This is a genomic window from Pseudomonas sp. IT-196MI5 (genome assembly GCF_949767415.1).
Classification (GTDB): Bacteria; Pseudomonadota; Gammaproteobacteria; order Pseudomonadales; family Pseudomonadaceae; genus Aquipseudomonas.
On the sequence record NZ_CATKPZ010000009.1, the window covers coordinates 23906 to 42113 of the forward strand.

The window sequence follows — 18208 nt, forward strand, 5'->3', positions numbered from 1 at the left end:
TGCCGCGCCGTTGTATCCAAAAATGGCGAAAACTTTGCAATTGTTTGACGCAGCTCTCTAGAACAAGACGTCATTGCATCTATGCTGCATCTCTTTAACGGCCGCGCCAGTGCCGACTTGAACCGTATAAGGCCCGTGATCCCTTGACCAGTCCTGTCCTGCAAACCGTTGCCCTTGCCTGTGAGCGAGACCTTCGGCTGCTCTTCGAAAATCTCGATTTGCGACTGGCCAGTGGCGAAATGGTACAAATCAGCGGCCCCAACGGCAGTGGCAAGACCAGCCTGCTACGCCTGCTCTCGGGGCTGATGCAGCCGACCGCCGGTCAAGTGCTGCTCAACGGCCAGCCGCTGAACGAGCAACGCTTTGAGCTGGCGCGCAACCTGCTGTGGATCGGCCACGCGGCCGGGATCAAGGATTTGCTGACGCCGGAAGAGAATCTGAGCTGGCTGTGTGCCTTGCATCATCCGGCGACCCATGAGGCGATCTGGCAGGCGCTGGCCGCGGTGGGGCTGCGCGGATTCGAGGATGTGCCTTGCCACACCCTGTCAGCCGGTCAACAGCGCCGCGTCGCCTTGGCTCGCCTGTATCTGGACAGTCCGCCACTGTGGATCCTCGATGAACCCTTTACCGCCCTCGACAAGCAGGGCGTGGCACAGCTTGAATCTCATCTGGCCGGCCACTGCGAACGCGGCGGGATGGTGGTGTTGACCACTCATCACACGCTGAGCCGGATGCCGGCCGGTTATCGCGACATCGATCTGGGGAGCTGGGCCGTATGAGTGTTTTCGGCCTGCTGGTCGCCCGCGAGGCTCGTCTGCTGTTCCGCCGTCCGGCGGAGCTGGCCAATCCACTGGTGTTCTTTGCCATCGTCGTTTCCCTGTTCCCGCTGGCGGTCGGTCCTGAGTCTCAATTGTTGCAAACCTTGTCTCCGGGGCTGGTCTGGGTCGCGGCACTTTTATCGGTCTTGCTCTCGCTGGACGGGCTTTTCCGCAGTGATTTCGAAGACGGATCGCTTGAGCAGTGGGTCCTTTCGCCGCACCCCCTGGCTCTTCTGGTTTTGGCCAAAGTGCTGGCACACTGGGCTTTTTCCGGCCTGGCACTGGTTTTGCTCGCGCCCTTGCTGGCGCTGATGCTCGGTTTGCCTGCCGCCTGTCTGCCAGTGTTGCTGCTTTCGTTGCTGCTCGGTACACCGGTACTGAGCCTGCTCGGTGCGGTGGGTGCGGCACTGACCGTGGGCTTGAAGCGCGGTGGCCTGTTACTGGCACTGCTGATTCTGCCGCTGTACATCCCGGTATTGATCCTTGGCAGTGGCGCCTTGCAGGCTGCCTTGCAGGGGATGCCGGCGACTGGTTATCTGTTGTGGCTTGGCAGCCTGACCGCCCTGGCGATAACCCTGACACCTTTTGCAATAGCTGCTGGCCTGAAGATCAGCGTCGGCGAATAATGAGGTCTGGTTAAAAAGTAACCACTCTTTTAAAAAAAAAGCAGACCCTGGCTCTTCATAGTAAAGAGCAACCGTGACGGAAACAGAGTATGAACTGGACGTGGTTTCACAAGCTTGGCTCGCCCAAATGGTTTTACGGCATCAGCGGCAAAATGTTGCCTTGGCTGAGCGTCGCGGCGTTGTTGCTGATCAGCGTTGGCGTGGTCTGGGGCCTGGCCTTCGCGCCACCGGACTATCAGCAGGGCAACAGCTTTCGCATCATCTATATCCACGTCCCGGCCGCCATGCTGGCGCAGTCCATCTACGTGATGCTGGCCGTGTGCGGCATCGTCGGGCTGGTCTGGAAGATGAAGCTGGCCGATGTCGCCCTGCAATGCGCCGCGCCGATCGGTGCCTGGATGACCGCCGTGGCGCTGGTCACCGGGGCGATCTGGGGCAAGCCGACCTGGGGCTCGTGGTGGGTCTGGGATGCACGCCTTACGTCCATGTTGATTCTGCTGTTCCTGTACTTCGGTCTCATTGCGCTGGGCAACGCGATCAGCAATCGTGACAGCGCGGCCAAGGCCTGCGCGGTGCTGGCGATCGTCGGCGTGATCAACATCCCGATCATCAAGTACTCGGTGGAGTGGTGGAACACCCTGCACCAGGGCGCGACCTTCACGCTCACCGAAAAACCGGCGATGCCGGCCGAGATGTGGCTGCCATTGCTGCTGACGGCGCTGGGTTTCTACTGTTTCTTCGGCGCGGTCCTGCTGCTGCGCATGCGCCTTGAAGTGCTCAAGCGCGAAGCCCGGGCCAGTTGGGTCAAAACCGAAGTGGAAAACAGCCTGGAGGTCGCTCGATGAGTTTTGCTTCATTCGGCGACTTTCTCGCCATGGGTCATCATGGCCTGTATGTCTGGTCAGCCTATGGCATCTGCCTCGCGGTATTGGCCCTCAACGTGGCGGCGCCGATCCTGGCCCGCAAGCGGTATCTGCAACAAGAGGCGCGTCGTCTGCGCCGGGAGAACGGCCAGTGAATCCGCTGCGCAAAAAGCGTCTTGTCATCATTCTCGCGATCATGGTCGGGGTCGGCGCTGCCGTCGGCCTGGCCCTGAGCGCCCTGCAGCAGAACATCAATCTGTTCTACACACCGACCCAGATCGCCAACGGCGAAGCCCCGCAAGGTACGCGCATTCGTGCTGGCGGCATGGTCGAGAAGGGCTCGCTGGAGCGTTCCAGTGATTCTCTGGACGTGAAGTTTGTCGTCACCGACTTCAACAAGTCCGTGACCATCACTTATCGCGGCATCCTGCCGGACCTGTTCCGCGAAGGGCAGGGCATCGTCGCCCTCGGCAAGCTCAATGCCGATGGCGTGGTAGTGGCCGATGAAGTGCTGGCCAAACACGATGAGAAGTACATGCCGCCGGAAGTGACCAAGGCGTTGAAAGACAGCGGTCAATCGGCTCCAACGCCCGCGAAGGAGGGTTGATCCATGACATCCGGCATCTTTATTCCCGAGCTTGGCCACCTGGCGATGATCCTGGCCCTGTGCTTCGCCCTGGCCCAGGCGGTGGTGCCATTGCTCGGTGCCTGGCGCGGTGATCGCCTGTGGATGAGCCTGGCCCAGCCGGCGGCGTGGGGGCAATTCACCTTTCTGCTGTTTGCCTTCGGTTGCCTGACCTACGCCTTCATGGCGGACGATTTCTCCGTGGCCTATGTGGCCAACAACTCCAACAGCGCGTTGCCGTGGTACTACAAGTTCAGCGCCGTGTGGGGTGCCCACGAAGGTTCCCTGCTGTTGTGGGCCTTGATTCTCGGTGGCTGGACTTTCGCGGTGTCGGTGTTCTCCCGGCAGTTGCCGCAGGTCATGCAGGCCCGCGTGCTGGCGGTGATGGGCATGATCAGCACCGGTTTCCTGCTGTTCCTGATCATGACCTCCAACCCGTTCAAACGCATCCTGCCGCAAGTGCCAGGCGACGGCGCCGACCTCAACCCGTTGCTGCAAGACATCGGCCTGATCGTTCACCCGCCGATGCTGTACATGGGCTACGTCGGTTTCTCGGTGGCCTTCGCCTTCGCCATCGCCGCGCTGATGGGCGGTCGCCTGGATGCCGCATGGGCACGCTGGTCGCGTCCGTGGACCATCGTTGCCTGGGCCTTCCTCGGTATCGGCATCACCCTGGGTTCGTGGTGGGCCTACTACGAACTCGGCTGGGGCGGCTGGTGGTTCTGGGACCCGGTGGAAAACGCCTCGTTCATGCCTTGGCTGGTGGGCACCGCGCTGATTCACTCGCTGGCGGTCACGGAAAAGCGTGGCGTGTTCAAGAGCTGGACCGTGTTGCTGGCCATCGCCGCATTCTCCTTGAGCCTGCTCGGTACCTTCCTCGTGCGTTCCGGCGTGCTGACCTCGGTGCACGCCTTTGCGTCCGATCCGGAGCGCGGGGTGTTCATCCTGATTTTCCTGCTGTTCGTGGTCGGTGGTTCGCTGACCCTGTTCGCCCTGCGCGCGCCGGTGGTCAAGAGCCAGGTGGGCTTCAACCTCTGGTCCCGGGAAACCCTGTTGTTGGGCAACAACCTGGTGCTGGTGGTAGCGGCTTCGATGATCCTGCTCGGCACCTTGTACCCGCTGATTCTGGACGCCATGACCGGCGCCAAGCTGTCGGTCGGCCCGCCGTACTTCAACGCGCTGTTCATTCCGTTGATGGCGTTGTTGATGATGGTGATGGCGGTCGGTGTGATCGTGCGCTGGAAAGACACCCCGGTGAAGTGGCTGGTGAGCATGCTGACGCCGATCTTGCTGGGCAGTGCCGCTTTGGCCGTGGTGGCCGGTGTCGCCTACGGCGATTTCAACTGGGCGGTACTCGCGACCTTCATGCTCGCCGCCTGGGTGTTGCTGGCCGGTGTGCGTGACATCTTCGACAAGACCCGCCACAAGGGCCTGATCAAGGGCCTGCCGACCCTGACCCGCAGTTACTGGGGCATGCAGGTCGCACACCTGGGCATCGCCGTGTGTGCGCTGGGTGTCGTGCTGTCGAGCCAGAACAGTGCCGAGCGTGACCTGCGCCTGGCGCCGGGCGAGTCCATGGACCTGGCCGGCTACCACTTCATCTTCGAAGGCGCCAAACACTTTGAAGGCCCGAACTTCACGTCCGACAAGGGCACCGTCCGGGTGATCCGCAACGGTAAGGAAGTCAGCGTGCTGCACCCGGAAAAACGCCTCTATACCGTGCAGAACTCGGTGATGACTGAAGCCGGCATCGACGCCGGTTTCACTCGCGACCTCTATGTAGCCCTTGGTGAGCCCTTGGGTAACGGTGCCTGGGCTGTGCGCGTGCACGTCAAACCGTTCGTGCGCTGGATCTGGTTCGGTGGTCTGCTGACCGGCTTCGGCGGGTTGCTGGCGGCGCTGGATCGGCGATATCGGGTCAAGGTCAAAAGCCGCGTGCGCGAAGCACTGGGCATGTCGGGAGCCACTGCATGAAGCGTTGGTTGATGTTGTTGCCACTGGCGATTTTTCTGGTGGTCGCTGTATTCCTTTACCGTGGGTTGTACCTGGATCCGGCCGAGCTGCCTTCGGCCATGATCGACAAGCCGTTCCCGGAGTTTTCCCTGCCGGCAGTGCAGGGTGACAAGACCCTGACCCGCGCTGACATTCTCGGCAAGCCGGCGCTGGTCAACGTCTGGGGCACCTGGTGCATTTCCTGCCGGGTCGAGCACCCGGTGTTGAACAAGCTGGCCCAGCAAGGCGTGGTGATTTACGGCATCAACTACAAGGACACCAACGCCGATGCCTTGAAGTGGCTGACGGATTTCCACAACCCGTATGCACTGGACATTCGTGACGACCAAGGCTCGCTGGGCCTCAACCTCGGTGTCTATGGCGCGCCGGAAACCTTCTTCATCGACGCGAAGGGCATCATCCGCGACAAGTTCGTCGGTGTGATCGACGAACAGGTCTGGCGCGAAAAACTGGCGGTCAAATACCAGGCGCTGGTCGACGAGGCCAAGCCATGAAGCGCTGGATCGCTGCCGCTGTTCTGGGTTTGAGCCTGGCCGGCGTGGCCCACGCGGCCATCGACACCTACGAGTTCGCCAAGGAAGGTGATCGCGAGCGTTTTCGCGAGTTGACCAAGGAGCTGCGTTGCCCCAAGTGCCAGAATCAGGACATCGCCGATTCCAACGCACCGATTGCTGCCGACCTGCGCAAAGAGATTTTCCGCATGCTCGGCGAGGGCAAGGACAACCAGCAGATCATCGACTTCATGGTCGATCGCTACGGTGATTTTGTCCGCTACAAGCCTGCGCTGAACGCCAAGACCGCCTTGCTCTGGTTCGGCCCCGCCGGTCTGTTGCTGGGCGGTGTCGTGATCATCGCGGTGATCGTTCGCCGTCGTCGCGTGCAACGCGCCGGTACCCCGGGCTCGCTGTCTGCCGAGGAGCGTTCGCGCCTCGACCACCTGTTGGATAAAACCAAGAATGATTGATTTCTGGCTCGCTGCTGGTCTGCTGCTTCTGGTGGCCCTGAGTTTTCTGTTGATCCCGGTGCTGCGCAGCCGTCGCGCCCAGCGTGAAGAGGATCGTACCGCCCTGAACGTTGCACTTTATCAGGAGCGCGTGGCTGAGTTGCAGACTCAGCAGGAAGAGGGCGTACTCGATGCGGCGCAAATGGACGCCGGTCGCGCCGAAGCGGCCCGTGAGTTGCTGGCGGACACCGAAGGCGTCGAAGCGCCGCCGGTATCGCGTCTGGGCAAACCCTTGCCATTGCTGGCGGCCGTTCTGGTGCCGGTGCTGGGCCTGGGGCTGTACCTGCATTACGGCGCCAGCGACAAGGTTGAGCTGACTCGCGAGTTCGCGCAGGCACCGCAATCGATGGAAGAGATGACCAAACGCCTGGAGCGCGCAGTTGCCGCTCAACCGGATTCCGCCGAAGGCACGTACTTCCTCGGTCGTACCTACATGGCTCAGGATCGCCCGGCGGACGCGGCGAAGATGTTCGAGCGCACGGTGAACCTGGCTGGTCGTCAGCCCGAGCTGCTCGGCCAATGGGCTCAGGCCCAGTATTTCGCCGATGGCAAGAAGTGGTCGGACAAGGTCCAGGCGCTGACCGACGAAGCGCTCAAGGCTGATCCGAAGGAAGTCACCAGCCTCGGCCTGCTCGGCATCGCTGCGTTTGAAGGCGAGCGCTATCAGGAGGCTATCGACTATTGGAATCGTCTGCTGGCGCAACTGCCGCCGCAAGACAGATCCCGCGAGGCGTTGCAAGGCGGGATTACCCGGGCCACTGAGAAGCTGGTGGCCAGTGGCGGCAAGGTTGCGCAGGCACCGGCGGCCAAGGCCTCGGCGTTGCTCAAGGTCAGTGTCGATCTGGCAGCGGACCTCAAATCCAAGGTCCAGCCTGGCGACAGCGTGTTCATCTTCGCCCGTGCGATCTCCGGTCCTCCGGCCCCGCTGGCGGTCAAGCGCTTGACCGTGGCCGACCTGCCGGTGACCGTCGAACTGGGCGATGCCGACGCAATGATGCCGCAATTGAAACTGTCGAACTTCCCTGAAGTCCAACTGGTTGCGCGCATTTCCCGCGCCGGCAAACCCACCGCCGGCGAATGGATCGGTCGCAGCCAGCCTCTGGCCAGCAGCACCACCGCGCCGCAAACACTGACCATCGATAGCCCGGACAAATAACAGGAAAACGCAATCATGACCGCATTCGCTCGTATCACCCTGCTCAGCGTCGTTATGGGGTTAAGCGCTTGTGCGGTCCAGCCACCAACGGAACAACAGGCACCACCACCGTTCCCGCCGTCGCAGCCCAGCCCTACGCCATCGACTTCGCCTGTACCGAGCAAGCCGAGCATCCCGGCCAAGCCCTCCAAGCCGTTGCCACGCACTTCTGCGAGCTTCGCGCCACCACCCGGGGGCAACAGCCATTGGGATCCGAAGCTTGGGGTGTATGTGCTCGATGACCAGCCCAATACTTTTTATCGCCAGCGTACCTATTACCGGTGGGATAACGGCTGGAGCCGGTCGATCAGTCCGAAGGGGCCGTGGGAGGAGACTGACATTCACGGTGTGCCGGGTGGCCTGGGGCGGCAATTCGGGCAGTAACGCACCAAGGCGACTTTCGTGTCGCCTTTTTTGTGCCTGCTGAATAATTCGGTTCAACCCCAATCCCTGTAGGCGCTGGCTTGCCAGCGAAGGCGGCCTGCCAGCCGACCTGATTTCGCGGATGTATCACGCCGAGCTGCCGAAGGCTGCGATCTTTTGCTCTTGTTTGTCAGGAATAAAGCTAAAAGATCGCAGCCTCGTTGCACTCGACAGCTCCTACAGGGAAATGCGCACGCATGAAGAACCAGGCCGGCCGGTAGGCCGCCTCGGGCGCTGTTGTGGCACACGCCCCCTCATGCCCTGAGCCTCTCCGTCAACCCGAAGCTACCTCCACCGGTGCCTCTATCAGTGTTGATCCCCAGCGTATTAAAGCCTGCAGGCAAGCCATCTTCCCACAGCCTCCGACGCCGAACTGACCCGAGCCGAACACCGCCTGCACCTGCGCCGCGAGCTCTGCCACCCGGACATTTTCAGCGTGTTCCGCGATCTGGTGGAGAACCCGCTGGTGCAGTTGGTGTCGGTGATGGACCACTCGCCGGGCCGGCGCCAGTTCGTCCTCGAATCCAAGTACCGTGAGTACTACATGAGCAAGTACCACCTGACCACGACGCAGATGGACGAATCCATCACGCTGCGGCATGACCATCGCCGAGTTCCCGACCACCGTCGAGGCGTGGTTACCAAGGACCACGGCATGAATGTGTTGATGGGCACACCGAACATCGTGCGCGGCGAGTCACACTCGGGTAACGTGGCCGCCGCAGATCAGACCGCATTGGGTCTGCCGAAGGTCCAGCAAGTATGGCGACAAGCAACGAGGGTGTTTTGATGTCAGGCAGGTTGATCTATCTCATCGGGCCTTCAGGTTCGGGCAAGGACAGCCTGCTGGATGCTGCACGAACGCGGTTGGCCGAACGCGGCTGCCGCATTGTGCGGCGGGTCATCACTCGCTCGGCCGAAGCCGTGGGCGAGGCGGCGCTGGGTGTCAGTGCGCAGCAATTCGCCGATATGGACGCTCAAGGGGCATTTGCCCTGAGCTGGCACGCCAACGGGTTGTCCTATGGCATCCCGCGGGAAATCGACGATTGGCTGGCCGCCGGGCAGGACGTACTGGTCAATGGCTCTCGGGGGCATTTGCAGAACACGCGCTCGCGCTATCCGAACGTGTTAGTGCTGTTGTTGACAGTGGATCAAGCAGTACTGCGTCATCGCTTGCTGGAGCGTGGGCGGGAATCGCTGACCGAGATCAATCAGCGGTTGGCACGCAATGCCCGGTTCAGCGAGCAACTGCTGGCGCAAGACTCGACCGTGCACCTGCTCGACAACTCCGGACAACTTGAGCAAACGGTCGAACGGTTGCTGGCCTGCTTTGACGAGCAGCCTCCATGTGTCTGACATTGCGGGGAGCGAACGACGATGATTTACCTGTGTACGCGCTTAATGTAGGAGCTGGCGCGGCCTGCGATCTTTTGATCTTGATTGAGGGGCTGAAACTTACCTCATCAACCCCCGGGTCGAGCGCAGCAACAGCCGCACGGCCAGCCGCGATTCGATGTGGGGCGAGGCTGCTCGCCCCACATTTGATGAATGGTGTCAGTGCGAACCGCGAATTGTATCCAGCATCGCCTCAGGCTCGGGACGCTGAGTGTAATCCGGGTTGACCTCGGCGTAACGGATCACACCCTCTCGGCCGATCGCATAGCGCCCCGGCATGGGCAGCATCACACTCTGTAAAACAACCGAGCGTCGTACTGCGAGATTTTGTGCTTGAGTAAAGATAACTCTAGGGTTACTTTTAATTGGGCCGGAGCAAGGAGGCTGGTGGTGCAGAGCAGGCTATTGATCAAGGAATTGATGGAGGCAGGTTGGACTTTGGACAGGGGCACTGGCAGTCATCACATCTTCACTCACCGATACAACCCATACACGATCCCCGTCCCCCATCCGAAAAAGGATTTGCCGGTCGGGACGGTCAAGAGCATCAGGAGGCGCGCCGGGCTGTACTGCCCGCCAGCCAGTTACGCAGGAGATCCATAATGCAATATCCAATCTGTATCGAATGGGGCGATGAACACACCGCTATCGGTATCCAGATCCCCGATATTCCTGGCGCGGTAACCGCCGGGGATACCTTTGAAGATGCCTATAACGCTGCTGTCGAAATTGCCCACATCATGCTGCAAGAGATCGCGGCAGATGGAGAGACGATTCCGATGCCGACTTCGGCAGCGGTGCATCGTGGTAATCCGGAGTTCGCCGACATGGGCTGGGGAATGCTGGAGCTGGATATTTCGCCGTATATGGGCAAGACCGAGAAGGTCAATGTCACGCTGCCCGGCTATGTGATCCAGCGCATTGACCGCTATGTGCGCGAGCACAATGTCAAAAGCCGCTCCTCCTTTCTGGCGGATGCGGCGATGGAAAAGCTGGTGCGGCAATAAATCCGGGTCGCTTTCATTCGCGAGCAGGCTCGCTCCCACAGGATGTTCGCGAACCCTGTAGGAGCGAGTCAGCTCCGGGCGGCGATCTGACGAAGCTTTAAAGCTTACGCAGTCGCCAACGCCGTCTTCTGCGAAACACTCAAAAACCGCAACAACGCCAGCAGCGGAAATGCGCTGCCGACGATTACGATCCACAACCAGCCGCCCTGTTCGTACACCGCGCTGGCCACCGAAGAGCCGAAGGCGCCGCCGATGAAGATGCTGGTCATGTACAGCGCATTCAGGCGGCTGCGGCTTTTGCCGTCGAGGGCGTACACCGCACGCTGGCCGAGGACCATGTTCATCTGCACGCAGAAGTCGAGCACCACACCGGTCACGGCCAGGCCGATGACGCTCCAGGCCGGATGGATAAACGCCGGCAGAAAACTCAGGCTGGCGAACAGCAGGGCGAGCAACGATGCGATGCGGGTGTGGCCGGCATCGGCCAGGCGTCCGGCGATAGGGGCGGCAATGGCGCCGATGGCGCCCACCAGCGCGAAAATCGCGATCTCGCTTTGCGACAAACCGTGATTGCGCGCCAACTCCAGTGGCACGGCGGTCCAGAACAGGCTGAAGGTGGCAAACATGCACCCCTGGTAAAACGCCCGCTGGCGCAGCACCGGTTGTTTGCGCAACAGCGTCCACAGCGAGCCCAGCAACTGGCCGTAGGAAGCACTGTGATCAGGTTCACGTTTGGGAATGGTTACGGCCAGCACGATGCTGATGGCGGCCATCAACACGGAGGCAATCACAAACATCGCCCGCCAGCCGAAGTGGTCGGCCACCACGCTGGACACCGGCCGGGCCAGCAGAATGCCGAGCAACAATCCGCCCATGATCCCGCCCACCACACGGCCACGGGTTTCTTCCGGCGCCAGGTGCGCGGCCAGCGGAATCAGGATCTGCACCGACACCGAACTGAACCCCACCAACAGCGAAATCAGCAAAAACACATTCGGCTGATCGGTGAGCGCCGCCCCCAGCAGGCTGCCGATTGCCACCAGCGTGGTGATGATCATCAACCGGCGGTTCTCCAGCAAATCCCCCAGCGGCACCAGGAAGAACAGCCCCAGCGCATAGCCGATCTGAGTCAGGGAAACGATCAGGCTGGCCATGGTGTTGGTCAGGCCGATGTCCGGCGCGATCAGGCCGATGATCGGCTGCGCGTAGTAGATGTTGGCGACAATCGCGCCGCAGCAGAAGGCGAACAGCAGCACCATCCCTGGGGTCATTGTCGCGGTGCCGTGGGACACCTGGGTCGCTGGGTTCATAACGGGTCTCGCTGTACGGAAAGGAATGCGCGCAGGCTAATGGGCTGACTGAAACGGCGGAAGAGGGATTGGAGTGATAGCAATCATTCCATTGCGGAATGACTGACGGCCGCGTGTGTCGCCCGTCGAAGAGCCTTGCGTCAGAACTATGGAGGTGAATGATACATTCACTTATATCTTGCTCGATAGCGTGCTCATGTTCTCTCTTACTGTCTTGCCACCGGAGGGCCGTCCCATGAATGTGAAGTTTCGTCAGCTGATTCTCCGCGCTTGTGTCGCTACCTTGATCAGCGTATTCAGCGTTGGCCTGGTCCAGGCAGAGGATGCGCCGGGCACGCGCATCGGGGTGCGCGGCGAGATCACCGGCGTCAGTCCGGACGTTCTGAAAGTCCACGCCAACAGCGGCGACAATGTGGTGATCAATTTGACCAAGGACACCAAGGTCCGCGCCGTGACCTTGGCCAACATCGAAGACATCAAGCCCGGCAGTTACATCGGCTCTGCGGCCATTCCCCAGGAGGATGGCACCCTCAAGGCCCTTGAAGTTCATGTTTTCCCGCCAGAGCTGGCCGGCAGTGGCGACGGTCATCGGCCCTTCGATCTGGTCAAGGGCAGCAGCATGACCAACGGCAGCGTCGGCGACCTGGTGGTGAGCAACGGTCGGGTGCTGACCGTCAATTACAAGGGCGGCCAACAGAAGATTCTGGTGCCCGAAGACGTACCCATCGTCAACCTGGTGCCGGCCGATCGCAGCCTGTTGAAGGTGGGCGTGAAGATCGTGACCTTTGTCACGCAGGGTGCTGATGGCACGCTCACTGCTCAATCCATCTCGGCGGGCAAGGATGGCGTGACGCCGCCGATGTAACAGACCACTGCAGATCCTCTGTAGGAGCGAGCTCGCTCGCGAAAAAATCAAGAGCGCCACTGGTCATCTGGGTTTACGCGTTATCGTTGACGATTTTCGCGAGCAAGCTCGCTCCTACAGTGGATAGGTGTTGTACCCATAAAAAAGGCGACCTCTGCAGGTCGCCTTTTTCGTTACCGCCCGGTTATCACTGACCGCTGTAGATCTGGTCGAAAACCCCGCCATCATTGAAGTGGGTCTTCTGCACCGTGCGCCAGTCACCGAAGGTCTTCTCCACCGACAGGAAGTCCACTTTCGGGAAGCGGTCGGTGTACTTGGCCAGCACGGCCGGGTCACGCGGGCGCAGGTAGTTGGCGGCAGCGATTTCCTGGCCTTGTGGCGACCACAGGTATTTCAGGTATTCCTCGGCGGCGGCGCGTGTGCCTTTCTTGTCGACGTTTTTGTCGACAACAGAGACCGGTGGCTCGGCTTCGGCAGAAACGCTTGGGTAGATGACTTCGAACTGATCACGGCCGAACTCGCGGGCGATCATTTCCGCTTCGTTCTCGAAGGTCACCAGCACGTCGCCGATCTGGTTGGTCATGAAGGTGGTGGTGGCGGCACGGCCGCCGGTGTCGAGAACCGGCGCTTGCTTGAACAGCTTGCCGACGAAGTCTTTGGCTTTGTTCTCGTCGCCGCCGTTTTTCAGCACGTAGCCCCAGGCCGAAAGGTAGGTGTAGCGACCGTTGCCGGAGGTTTTCGGGTTCGGCACGATGACCTGTACGCCGTCCTTGAGCAGGTCCGGCCAGTCCTTCAGGGCTTTCGGGTTGCCCTTGCGCACTATGAACACAGTGGCCGAGGTGAACGGCGCGCTGTTGTTCGGCAGGCGCGTGACCCAGTTGTCCGGGACCAGTTTGCCGTTGTCCGCCAGGGCGTTGATGTCGGTGGCCATGTTCATGGTGATCACGTCAGCCGGCAGGCCGTCGATGACTGAACGCGCCTGTTTGCTGGAGCCGCCGAAGGACATCTGCAGGACGATGTTTTCGTTGTGTTCGGCTTGCCAGTGTTTCTGGAACGCAGTGTTGTAGTCCTTGTAGAAATCGCGCATCACGTCGTAGGAAACGTTGAGCAGGGTCGGTGCGGCCTGAGCCACGCTGGTCAGTGCCAGGCCCGCGGCCAGAAGAGAGGCGCCAAAGAGTTTTTTCACTGCGAAATCCTTTTGATGTAGGAGCTGCCGTAGGCTGCGATCTTTTGACTTTGATTTTCAAGATCAAAAGATCGCAGCCTACGGCAGCTCCTACGGGTTATTTATTAGTTATCAACGATGTGTCGACTATAGCCGGGCTCGTTTAGTCCCTTAAAGATTAAAAAGCTCTTTGCTTATTCCAGTTTTTTGAACAGTGCATTGCCACAACGGGAGCAGAACGAGGCTTCCGGTTCGTGGCTGTCTTTGGCACACACCGGGCAGTCGTGCTGTAACTGGCCTCCACGCATGGCCGTGGCCAGTTCGGCAGTGAAGATCCCCGTGGGCACGGCAATGATCGAATAACCGGTGATCATCACCATCGACGAAATGACCTGGCCCAGGGCGGTCCTGGGCACGATGTCGCCATAACCGACTGTGGTCAGGGTGACGATCGCCCAGTAGATGCCCTTGGGAATGCTGGTGAAGCCACTTTGCGGGCCTTCGACCACGTACATCAGGGTGCCGAACACTGTCACCAGGGTGCAGACGCTGAGCAGGAACACGAGGATTTTCTGCTTGCTGCCGCGCAACGCATCGAGCAGGTAATGGGCTTGTTTGAGATAAGGACCGAGCTTGAGCACGCGGAAGATCCGCAGCATCCGGATCACCCGGATGATCAGCAGGTATTGGGCATCGCTGTAATACAGCGCGAGGACGCCAGGCACGATGGCCAGCAGGTCCACCAGCCCATAGAAACTGAAGGCATAGCGCAGGGGTTTGGGCGAGCAGTACAGGCGCAGGATGTACTCGCCGAGGAAGATCACCGTGAAGCCCCACTCGATGTACGCAAGCACGCTGGCGTAGTTCTGGTGGACGTCATCGATGCTGTCCAGAATCACCACCACCAGGCTGGCGAGGATGATCAGCAGCAGGGTGGTGTCGAAACGTCGCCCGGCGACGGTGTCGGTCTGGAAAATAATCACGTACAGGCGATTACGCCACGTGTCGTTGCTGTTCATGCCCATCGCCCTGGCCGCAAATCAACGCAGCCTAGGTTGATTCTCCCCGGGAGCGCAAGGCGCGCTTTCGACGGTGGCTTTGCCGAGCATTTGCACAACGCAGCGGATCAGCCAGCCGGCAAGAATGAACGGCGCAGTCAGTGTGGGCAGACCGATGGCGGCAAACACCGGCGTCAGCAACAGCGCCAAGCCAATGCCAAGCAGCGGCAGCCACGGTTGGCGACCCTGAGAGCTGAAGGCGAGGGCGGCGAGCACGGCGTTATAGCCGCCGAGGCCGAGCAGTGCGGTATAGAAGTCGTGGTGCAGCAGGCTCCAGCCCATGCCTGCGACAGACGCCAGCAACGCCCAGAAAAATGCGCGGCGATCGGCGATCAGCAAACCGGCGGCAATCATCGCACCGGCCAGTGGATGACCAAGGAACATCACCTGACCAATGCCTTTGAGGGGGGCGGCGAGCATGTTCAGAGAGCTGACCTCGATCAAGTGCGCCTCTGTCGAGGGCGTGGCGAAGCACAGCAGCAACCAGCTCAGCCCGACGAAGGGCGCGGTGTAGGCGGGCAGGCATTGGCTGAACCGGATGCGCTTGAGCCACTGCTGGGTGACCATCGCGCTCAGGCCTCCGGCGGCCAGAATCAGCGGCGGCATCATCGCCGACCAGGGGAAATACAGGCTCAGCAACAGACCGAGCAGAACGCCGTTGTAACTGTACAGTCCGGCCTGACGATCAGCCTTGGCATAGTTGCGGCGTTGCGCGGTGAACAACCCGGCGACACCACCGAGCAAAGCGCCGCCGAGCAGGGCGGGCGCGGTAAACAGAATCGCGGACAGACACAGCAGGCCGCACAGCGGATTGCGCTGGAGAAAGATCTGGCTGAAGCCGTTGAGCAAGGCTTCGGCCCAATCGGGGCAGTGGGTGTTGAAGTGATTGGCAGGCATGGCAGTTCTGAAAGTTAGTGGGACCGAGTTGGTCGAGCGCGACCCCGGCTGATCGCGAGCAGGCTCGCTCCCACACTGAATCTCTGTTCAGTCTTGATTCTGTGAACGACACAAAACCAATGTGGGAGCGAGCCTGCTCGCGATGAGGCCGGTACAGGCGCTAGATCAATGTCTCGATACGCAAAGAGTTAGTCGATCCCGGTTGCCCAAACGGCACACCCGCAGTGATCAACAGCGTGTCGCCACGCTGCGCCATGCCCTGGGCCTGGGCAATTTCCAGTGCCGTGGAGCAGACTTCATCGACCTGGCGCAGGCGGTCGTTGACTACCGAGTGCACACCCCAGGCCACGCTCAGGCGACGGGCGGTTTGCAGGTTCGGTGTCAGGTTGAGGATCGGCACCGTCGGCCGCTCCCGCGCCGCGCGCAGGCTCGACGCGCCGGACTCGCTGTAATTGACCAGCACCGCCACCGGCAGCACGTTGCTGATGCGGCGAATGGCGCAGCTGATCGCGTCGGAAACGGTCGCCTCGGCTTTCGGTCGGCTGACGTCGAGTTGGGTCTGATAGTCCGGACCGTTTTCCACCTGGCGGATGATCTTGCTCATCATCTGCACGGCTTCGAGCGGGTATTCGCCGGAGGCGGTTTCCGCCGACAGCATCACCGCGTCGGCACCTTCGGCCACGGCGTTGGCGACATCGGTGACTTCGGCGCGGGTTGGCGCCGGTGAGAAGCGCATCGACTCGAGCATCTGGGTCGCCACCACCACCGGTTTGCCGAGCTGACGGCAGGTGCCGATGATGTTCTTCTGAATCTGCGGCACGCTTTCGGCCGGCACTTCCACGCCCAGATCACCCCGGGCAACCATGATCGCATCGCTCAATTCGGCGATCTCGCGCAGTTTTTCGACCGCCGAGGGCTTCTCGATCTTGGCCATCAGGAACGCCTTGTCGCCGATCAGGGAGCGGGCTTCGCGGATGTCGTCGGGACGTTGCACGAACGAGAGCGCCACCCAGTCCACACCGAGCTCCAGACCGAAGGTCAAGTCGCGACGATCCTTGGCGGTCAGCGGGCTCAGGTCGAGCACCGCTTGCGGCACGTTCACGCCTTTGCGGTCCGACAGTTCGCCGCCATTGAGCACGGTGGTGTCGATGGCGTCGGCGTACTTGGTCACTACCCGCAGGCGTAACTTGCCGTCGTCCAGCAGCAGGTCCATGCCCGGCTCGAGGGCGGCGATGATTTCCGGGTGCGGCAGGTTGACCCGGCGCTCATCGCCCGGCGTGGCATCGAGGTCCAGGCGAAGGGCTTGGCCGCGTACCAGTTGCACCTTGCCGTCGGCGAACTTGCCGACCCGCAGTTTCGGGCCTTGCAGGTCCATCAGGATGCCCAATGGATAATTGAGCTGGCGTTCGACTTCACGAATCCAATGGAAACGCTGGGCATGGTCGGCGTGATCGCCGTGGCTGAAGTTCAGGCGGAAGATGTTGACCCCGGCCAGCACCAGCTCACGGATGGCGTCGATACCGTCGGTGGCCGGGCCGAGCGTGGCGAGGATTTTGACCTTTTTATCAGGCGTCATGTTTAGTGCTCTCAAGGATCAGAATGGCGCGGAAGTCGTTGACGTTGGTGCGGGTCGGCTCGGTGACGATCAGCGCGTCCAGCGCCTCGAAGTAGCCGTAGCCATTGTTGTTGTCCAACTCGTCGCTAGCGCTCAGACCCTTTGCTGCTGCTCGGGCATAGCTGTCCGGGGTCATGATCGCGCCGGCGTTGTCTTCGGAGCCGTCGATGCCATCGGTGTCGCCGGCCAGCGCGTAGACGCCGGGCAGACCCTTGAGGCTGTCGGTCAGGCTCAGCAGGAACTCGGCGTTGCGCCCGCCACGACCGTTGCCGCGCACGGTGACGGTGGTTTCGCCGCCGGAGAGAATCACGCAGGGCGCCGCCAGCGGCTGACCGTGCAGGACGATCTGCCTCGCGATGCCGGCGTGGACTTTGGCCACCTCGCGGGATTCACCTTCAAGGTCACCGAGGATCAGCGGACTGAATCCGGCCTGACGGCATTTCACCGCCGCTGCTTCAAGGGATTGTTGCGGGCGGGCGATCAACTGGAAATGACTGCGGGCCAGGCTCGGGTCACCGGGTTTGACGGTTTCCGATTCGGGGCTTAGCAGCCAGCTGCGCACCGAAGCCGGAACCTCGATGGCGTAGCGTTTGAGGATCGCCAACGCTTCGGCCGAGGTGCTCGGGTCGGCTACGGTCGGGCCGGAAGCGATGACCGTGGCGAGGTCGCCCGGTACATCGGAAATCGCGTAGGTGTAGACAGTGGCCGGCCAGCAGGCTTTGCCCAGGCGGCCGCCCTTGATCGCCGAGAGGTGCTTGCGCACGCAGTTCATCTCGCCGATGGTCGCCCCAGACTTGAGCAGGGCTTTGTTGATCGACTGCTTGTCGGCCAGGGTGATGCCTTCGGCCGGCAGTGCCAGCAGAGCAGAGCCACCACCGGAGAGCAGGAAGATCACGCGGTCGTTTTCCGTCAGGTCGCTGACCAGCTCGAAAACGCGCTTGGCGACGGCTTGGCCAGCAGCGTCAGGCACCGGATGCGCGGCTTCGACCACTTCGATTTTTTCGCAAGGGGCGCCGTGACCGTAGCGGGTCACCACCAGGCCGGAGACTTCACCCTGCCAGCAGCGCTCGACCACTTGGGCCATGGCGGCGGCGGCTTTGCCGGCGCCAATGACGATCACCCGACCGCTGCGGTCGGCAGGCAAATGGGCTTCGAGGACTTGTTGCGGATGCGCCGCGTCGATGGCTGTGGCAAACAGCTCGCGCAGCAATTGTTGCGGATCGACCGACATGGCGGGCTCCCGGAATTCTTGTTATTTGAAGGGCAACTCGGATCCCTGTAGGAGCGAGCCTGCTCGCGATAGCGGTGGATCAGTCAACATTGATGTTGA

Annotated in this window: 21 protein-coding genes and 1 pseudogene; 15 read left to right on the forward strand and 7 right to left on the reverse strand. The window is 61.3% G+C overall.

Annotation, left to right across the window (positions count from 1 at the left end):
• Window positions 1-143: 143 nt before the first annotated feature.
• From ccmA to phnN, 12 genes and pseudogenes are all read left to right on the forward strand, one after another.
• Window positions 144-779: a cytochrome c biogenesis heme-transporting ATPase CcmA gene (gene ccmA / locus ACM6IK_RS06320; RefSeq protein ID WP_108218669.1), complete on the forward strand. Its 636-nt coding sequence runs from the start codon at window positions 144-146 to the stop codon at window positions 777-779.
• Window positions 776-1444 carry a heme exporter protein CcmB gene (ccmB, locus tag ACM6IK_RS06325; RefSeq protein WP_007980754.1) on the forward strand — a complete coding sequence of 223 codons (669 nt, stop codon included), beginning with the start codon at window positions 776-778 and terminating at the stop codon, window positions 1442-1444. The genes ccmA and ccmB overlap by 4 nt, the downstream gene beginning before the upstream one ends.
• Window positions 1445-1533: 89 nt before the next feature.
• A complete protein-coding gene (locus ACM6IK_RS06330; RefSeq protein ID WP_103394761.1) occupies window positions 1534-2289 on the forward strand; it encodes a heme ABC transporter permease in 756 nt (251 codons plus the stop codon).
• Entirely contained in the window at window positions 2286-2462 is a 177-nt protein-coding gene (gene ccmD / locus ACM6IK_RS06335) for a heme exporter protein CcmD (protein ID WP_007939192.1), read from the forward strand. Before ACM6IK_RS06330 ends, ccmD begins: the two co-directional genes overlap by 4 nt.
• A complete protein-coding gene (gene ccmE / locus ACM6IK_RS06340) occupies window positions 2459-2914 on the forward strand; it encodes a cytochrome c maturation protein CcmE (RefSeq protein ID WP_414873613.1) in 456 nt (151 codons plus the stop codon). Before ccmD ends, ccmE begins: the two co-directional genes overlap by 4 nt.
• Window positions 2915-2917: 3 nt before the next feature.
• On the forward strand, window positions 2918-4906 hold the full coding sequence (locus ACM6IK_RS06345; protein ID WP_414873614.1) for a heme lyase CcmF/NrfE family subunit: 1989 nt from the start codon (window positions 2918-2920) through the stop codon (window positions 4904-4906).
• On the forward strand, window positions 4903-5439 hold the full coding sequence (locus ACM6IK_RS06350) for a DsbE family thiol:disulfide interchange protein (protein WP_414873615.1): 537 nt from the start codon (window positions 4903-4905) through the stop codon (window positions 5437-5439). The genes ACM6IK_RS06345 and ACM6IK_RS06350 overlap by 4 nt, the downstream gene beginning before the upstream one ends.
• Window positions 5436-5909, forward strand: a complete 474-nt coding sequence (locus ACM6IK_RS06355) for a cytochrome c-type biogenesis protein (protein ID WP_223461425.1) — start codon at window positions 5436-5438, stop codon at window positions 5907-5909. The genes ACM6IK_RS06350 and ACM6IK_RS06355 overlap by 4 nt, the downstream gene beginning before the upstream one ends.
• Window positions 5902-7104 carry a c-type cytochrome biogenesis protein CcmI gene (gene ccmI, locus ACM6IK_RS06360; protein ID WP_414873616.1) on the forward strand — a complete coding sequence of 401 codons (1203 nt, stop codon included), beginning with the start codon at window positions 5902-5904 and terminating at the stop codon, window positions 7102-7104. The genes ACM6IK_RS06355 and ccmI overlap by 8 nt, the downstream gene beginning before the upstream one ends.
• A gap of 15 nt (window positions 7105-7119) precedes the next feature.
• Entirely contained in the window at window positions 7120-7527 is a 408-nt protein-coding gene (locus tag ACM6IK_RS06365) for a hypothetical protein (RefSeq protein WP_223544309.1), read from the forward strand.
• A 397-nt stretch (window positions 7528-7924) separates the two neighbouring features.
• Window positions 7925-8311 (forward strand): annotated as a pseudogene (locus ACM6IK_RS06370) (alpha-D-ribose 1-methylphosphonate 5-triphosphate diphosphatase); the annotation flags it as partial.
• 44 nt (window positions 8312-8355) lie between these two features.
• Entirely contained in the window at window positions 8356-8922 is a 567-nt protein-coding gene (gene phnN, locus ACM6IK_RS06375; protein ID WP_414873617.1) for a phosphonate metabolism protein/1,5-bisphosphokinase (PRPP-forming) PhnN, read from the forward strand.
• Between the two features lie 198 nt (window positions 8923-9120).
• Here phnN and ACM6IK_RS06380 read toward each other — a convergent pair whose 3' ends face one another.
• Window positions 9121-9249, reverse strand: a complete 129-nt coding sequence (locus tag ACM6IK_RS06380) for a hypothetical protein (RefSeq protein ID WP_414873618.1) — start codon at window positions 9247-9249, stop codon at window positions 9121-9123.
• A 102-nt stretch (window positions 9250-9351) separates the two neighbouring features.
• Here ACM6IK_RS06380 and ACM6IK_RS06385 point away from each other — a divergent pair, with 102 nt between their 5' ends.
• Both ACM6IK_RS06385 and ACM6IK_RS06390 read left to right on the forward strand, forming a co-directional pair.
• Window positions 9352-9564 (forward strand): type II toxin-antitoxin system HicA family toxin, encoded by a 213-nt coding sequence (locus tag ACM6IK_RS06385; RefSeq protein ID WP_414873693.1) that lies wholly within the window; start codon window positions 9352-9354, stop codon window positions 9562-9564.
• Window positions 9564-9968 carry a type II toxin-antitoxin system HicB family antitoxin gene (locus ACM6IK_RS06390; protein WP_108218680.1) on the forward strand — a complete coding sequence of 135 codons (405 nt, stop codon included), beginning with the start codon at window positions 9564-9566 and terminating at the stop codon, window positions 9966-9968. The genes ACM6IK_RS06385 and ACM6IK_RS06390 overlap by 1 nt, the downstream gene beginning before the upstream one ends.
• 104 nt (window positions 9969-10072) lie before the next feature.
• Here ACM6IK_RS06390 and ACM6IK_RS06395 read toward each other — a convergent pair whose 3' ends face one another.
• Entirely contained in the window at window positions 10073-11278 is a 1206-nt protein-coding gene (locus tag ACM6IK_RS06395) for an MFS transporter (RefSeq protein ID WP_414873619.1), read from the reverse strand.
• Between the two features lie 235 nt (window positions 11279-11513).
• Here ACM6IK_RS06395 and ACM6IK_RS06400 point away from each other — a divergent pair, with 235 nt between their 5' ends.
• Window positions 11514-12143: a hypothetical protein gene (locus ACM6IK_RS06400; RefSeq protein WP_218432758.1), complete on the forward strand. Its 630-nt coding sequence runs from the start codon at window positions 11514-11516 to the stop codon at window positions 12141-12143.
• Between the two features lie 187 nt (window positions 12144-12330).
• On the opposite strand, the gene ACM6IK_RS06405 is transcribed toward ACM6IK_RS06400, so the two are convergent.
• The 5 genes from ACM6IK_RS06405 to ACM6IK_RS06425 form a co-directional block, all read right to left on the reverse strand.
• Window positions 12331-13329 carry a sulfate ABC transporter substrate-binding protein gene (locus ACM6IK_RS06405; protein ID WP_414873620.1) on the reverse strand — a complete coding sequence of 333 codons (999 nt, stop codon included), beginning with the start codon at window positions 13327-13329 and terminating at the stop codon, window positions 12331-12333.
• A 173-nt stretch (window positions 13330-13502) separates the two neighbouring features.
• Complete coding sequence (locus ACM6IK_RS06410; protein ID WP_414873621.1) at window positions 13503-14327, reverse strand: ion transporter; 825 nt, start codon at window positions 14325-14327, stop codon at window positions 13503-13505.
• 21 nt (window positions 14328-14348) lie between these two features.
• A complete protein-coding gene (locus ACM6IK_RS06415) occupies window positions 14349-15263 on the reverse strand; it encodes an urea transporter (RefSeq protein ID WP_414873622.1) in 915 nt (304 codons plus the stop codon).
• A 160-nt stretch (window positions 15264-15423) separates the two neighbouring features.
• Entirely contained in the window at window positions 15424-16839 is a 1416-nt protein-coding gene (gene pyk / locus ACM6IK_RS06420; RefSeq protein WP_414873623.1) for a pyruvate kinase, read from the reverse strand.
• Window positions 16829-18109: a glycerate kinase type-2 family protein gene (locus tag ACM6IK_RS06425; protein ID WP_414873624.1), complete on the reverse strand. Its 1281-nt coding sequence runs from the start codon at window positions 18107-18109 to the stop codon at window positions 16829-16831. The genes pyk and ACM6IK_RS06425 overlap by 11 nt, the downstream gene beginning before the upstream one ends.
• Window positions 18110-18208 lie beyond the last annotated feature (99 nt).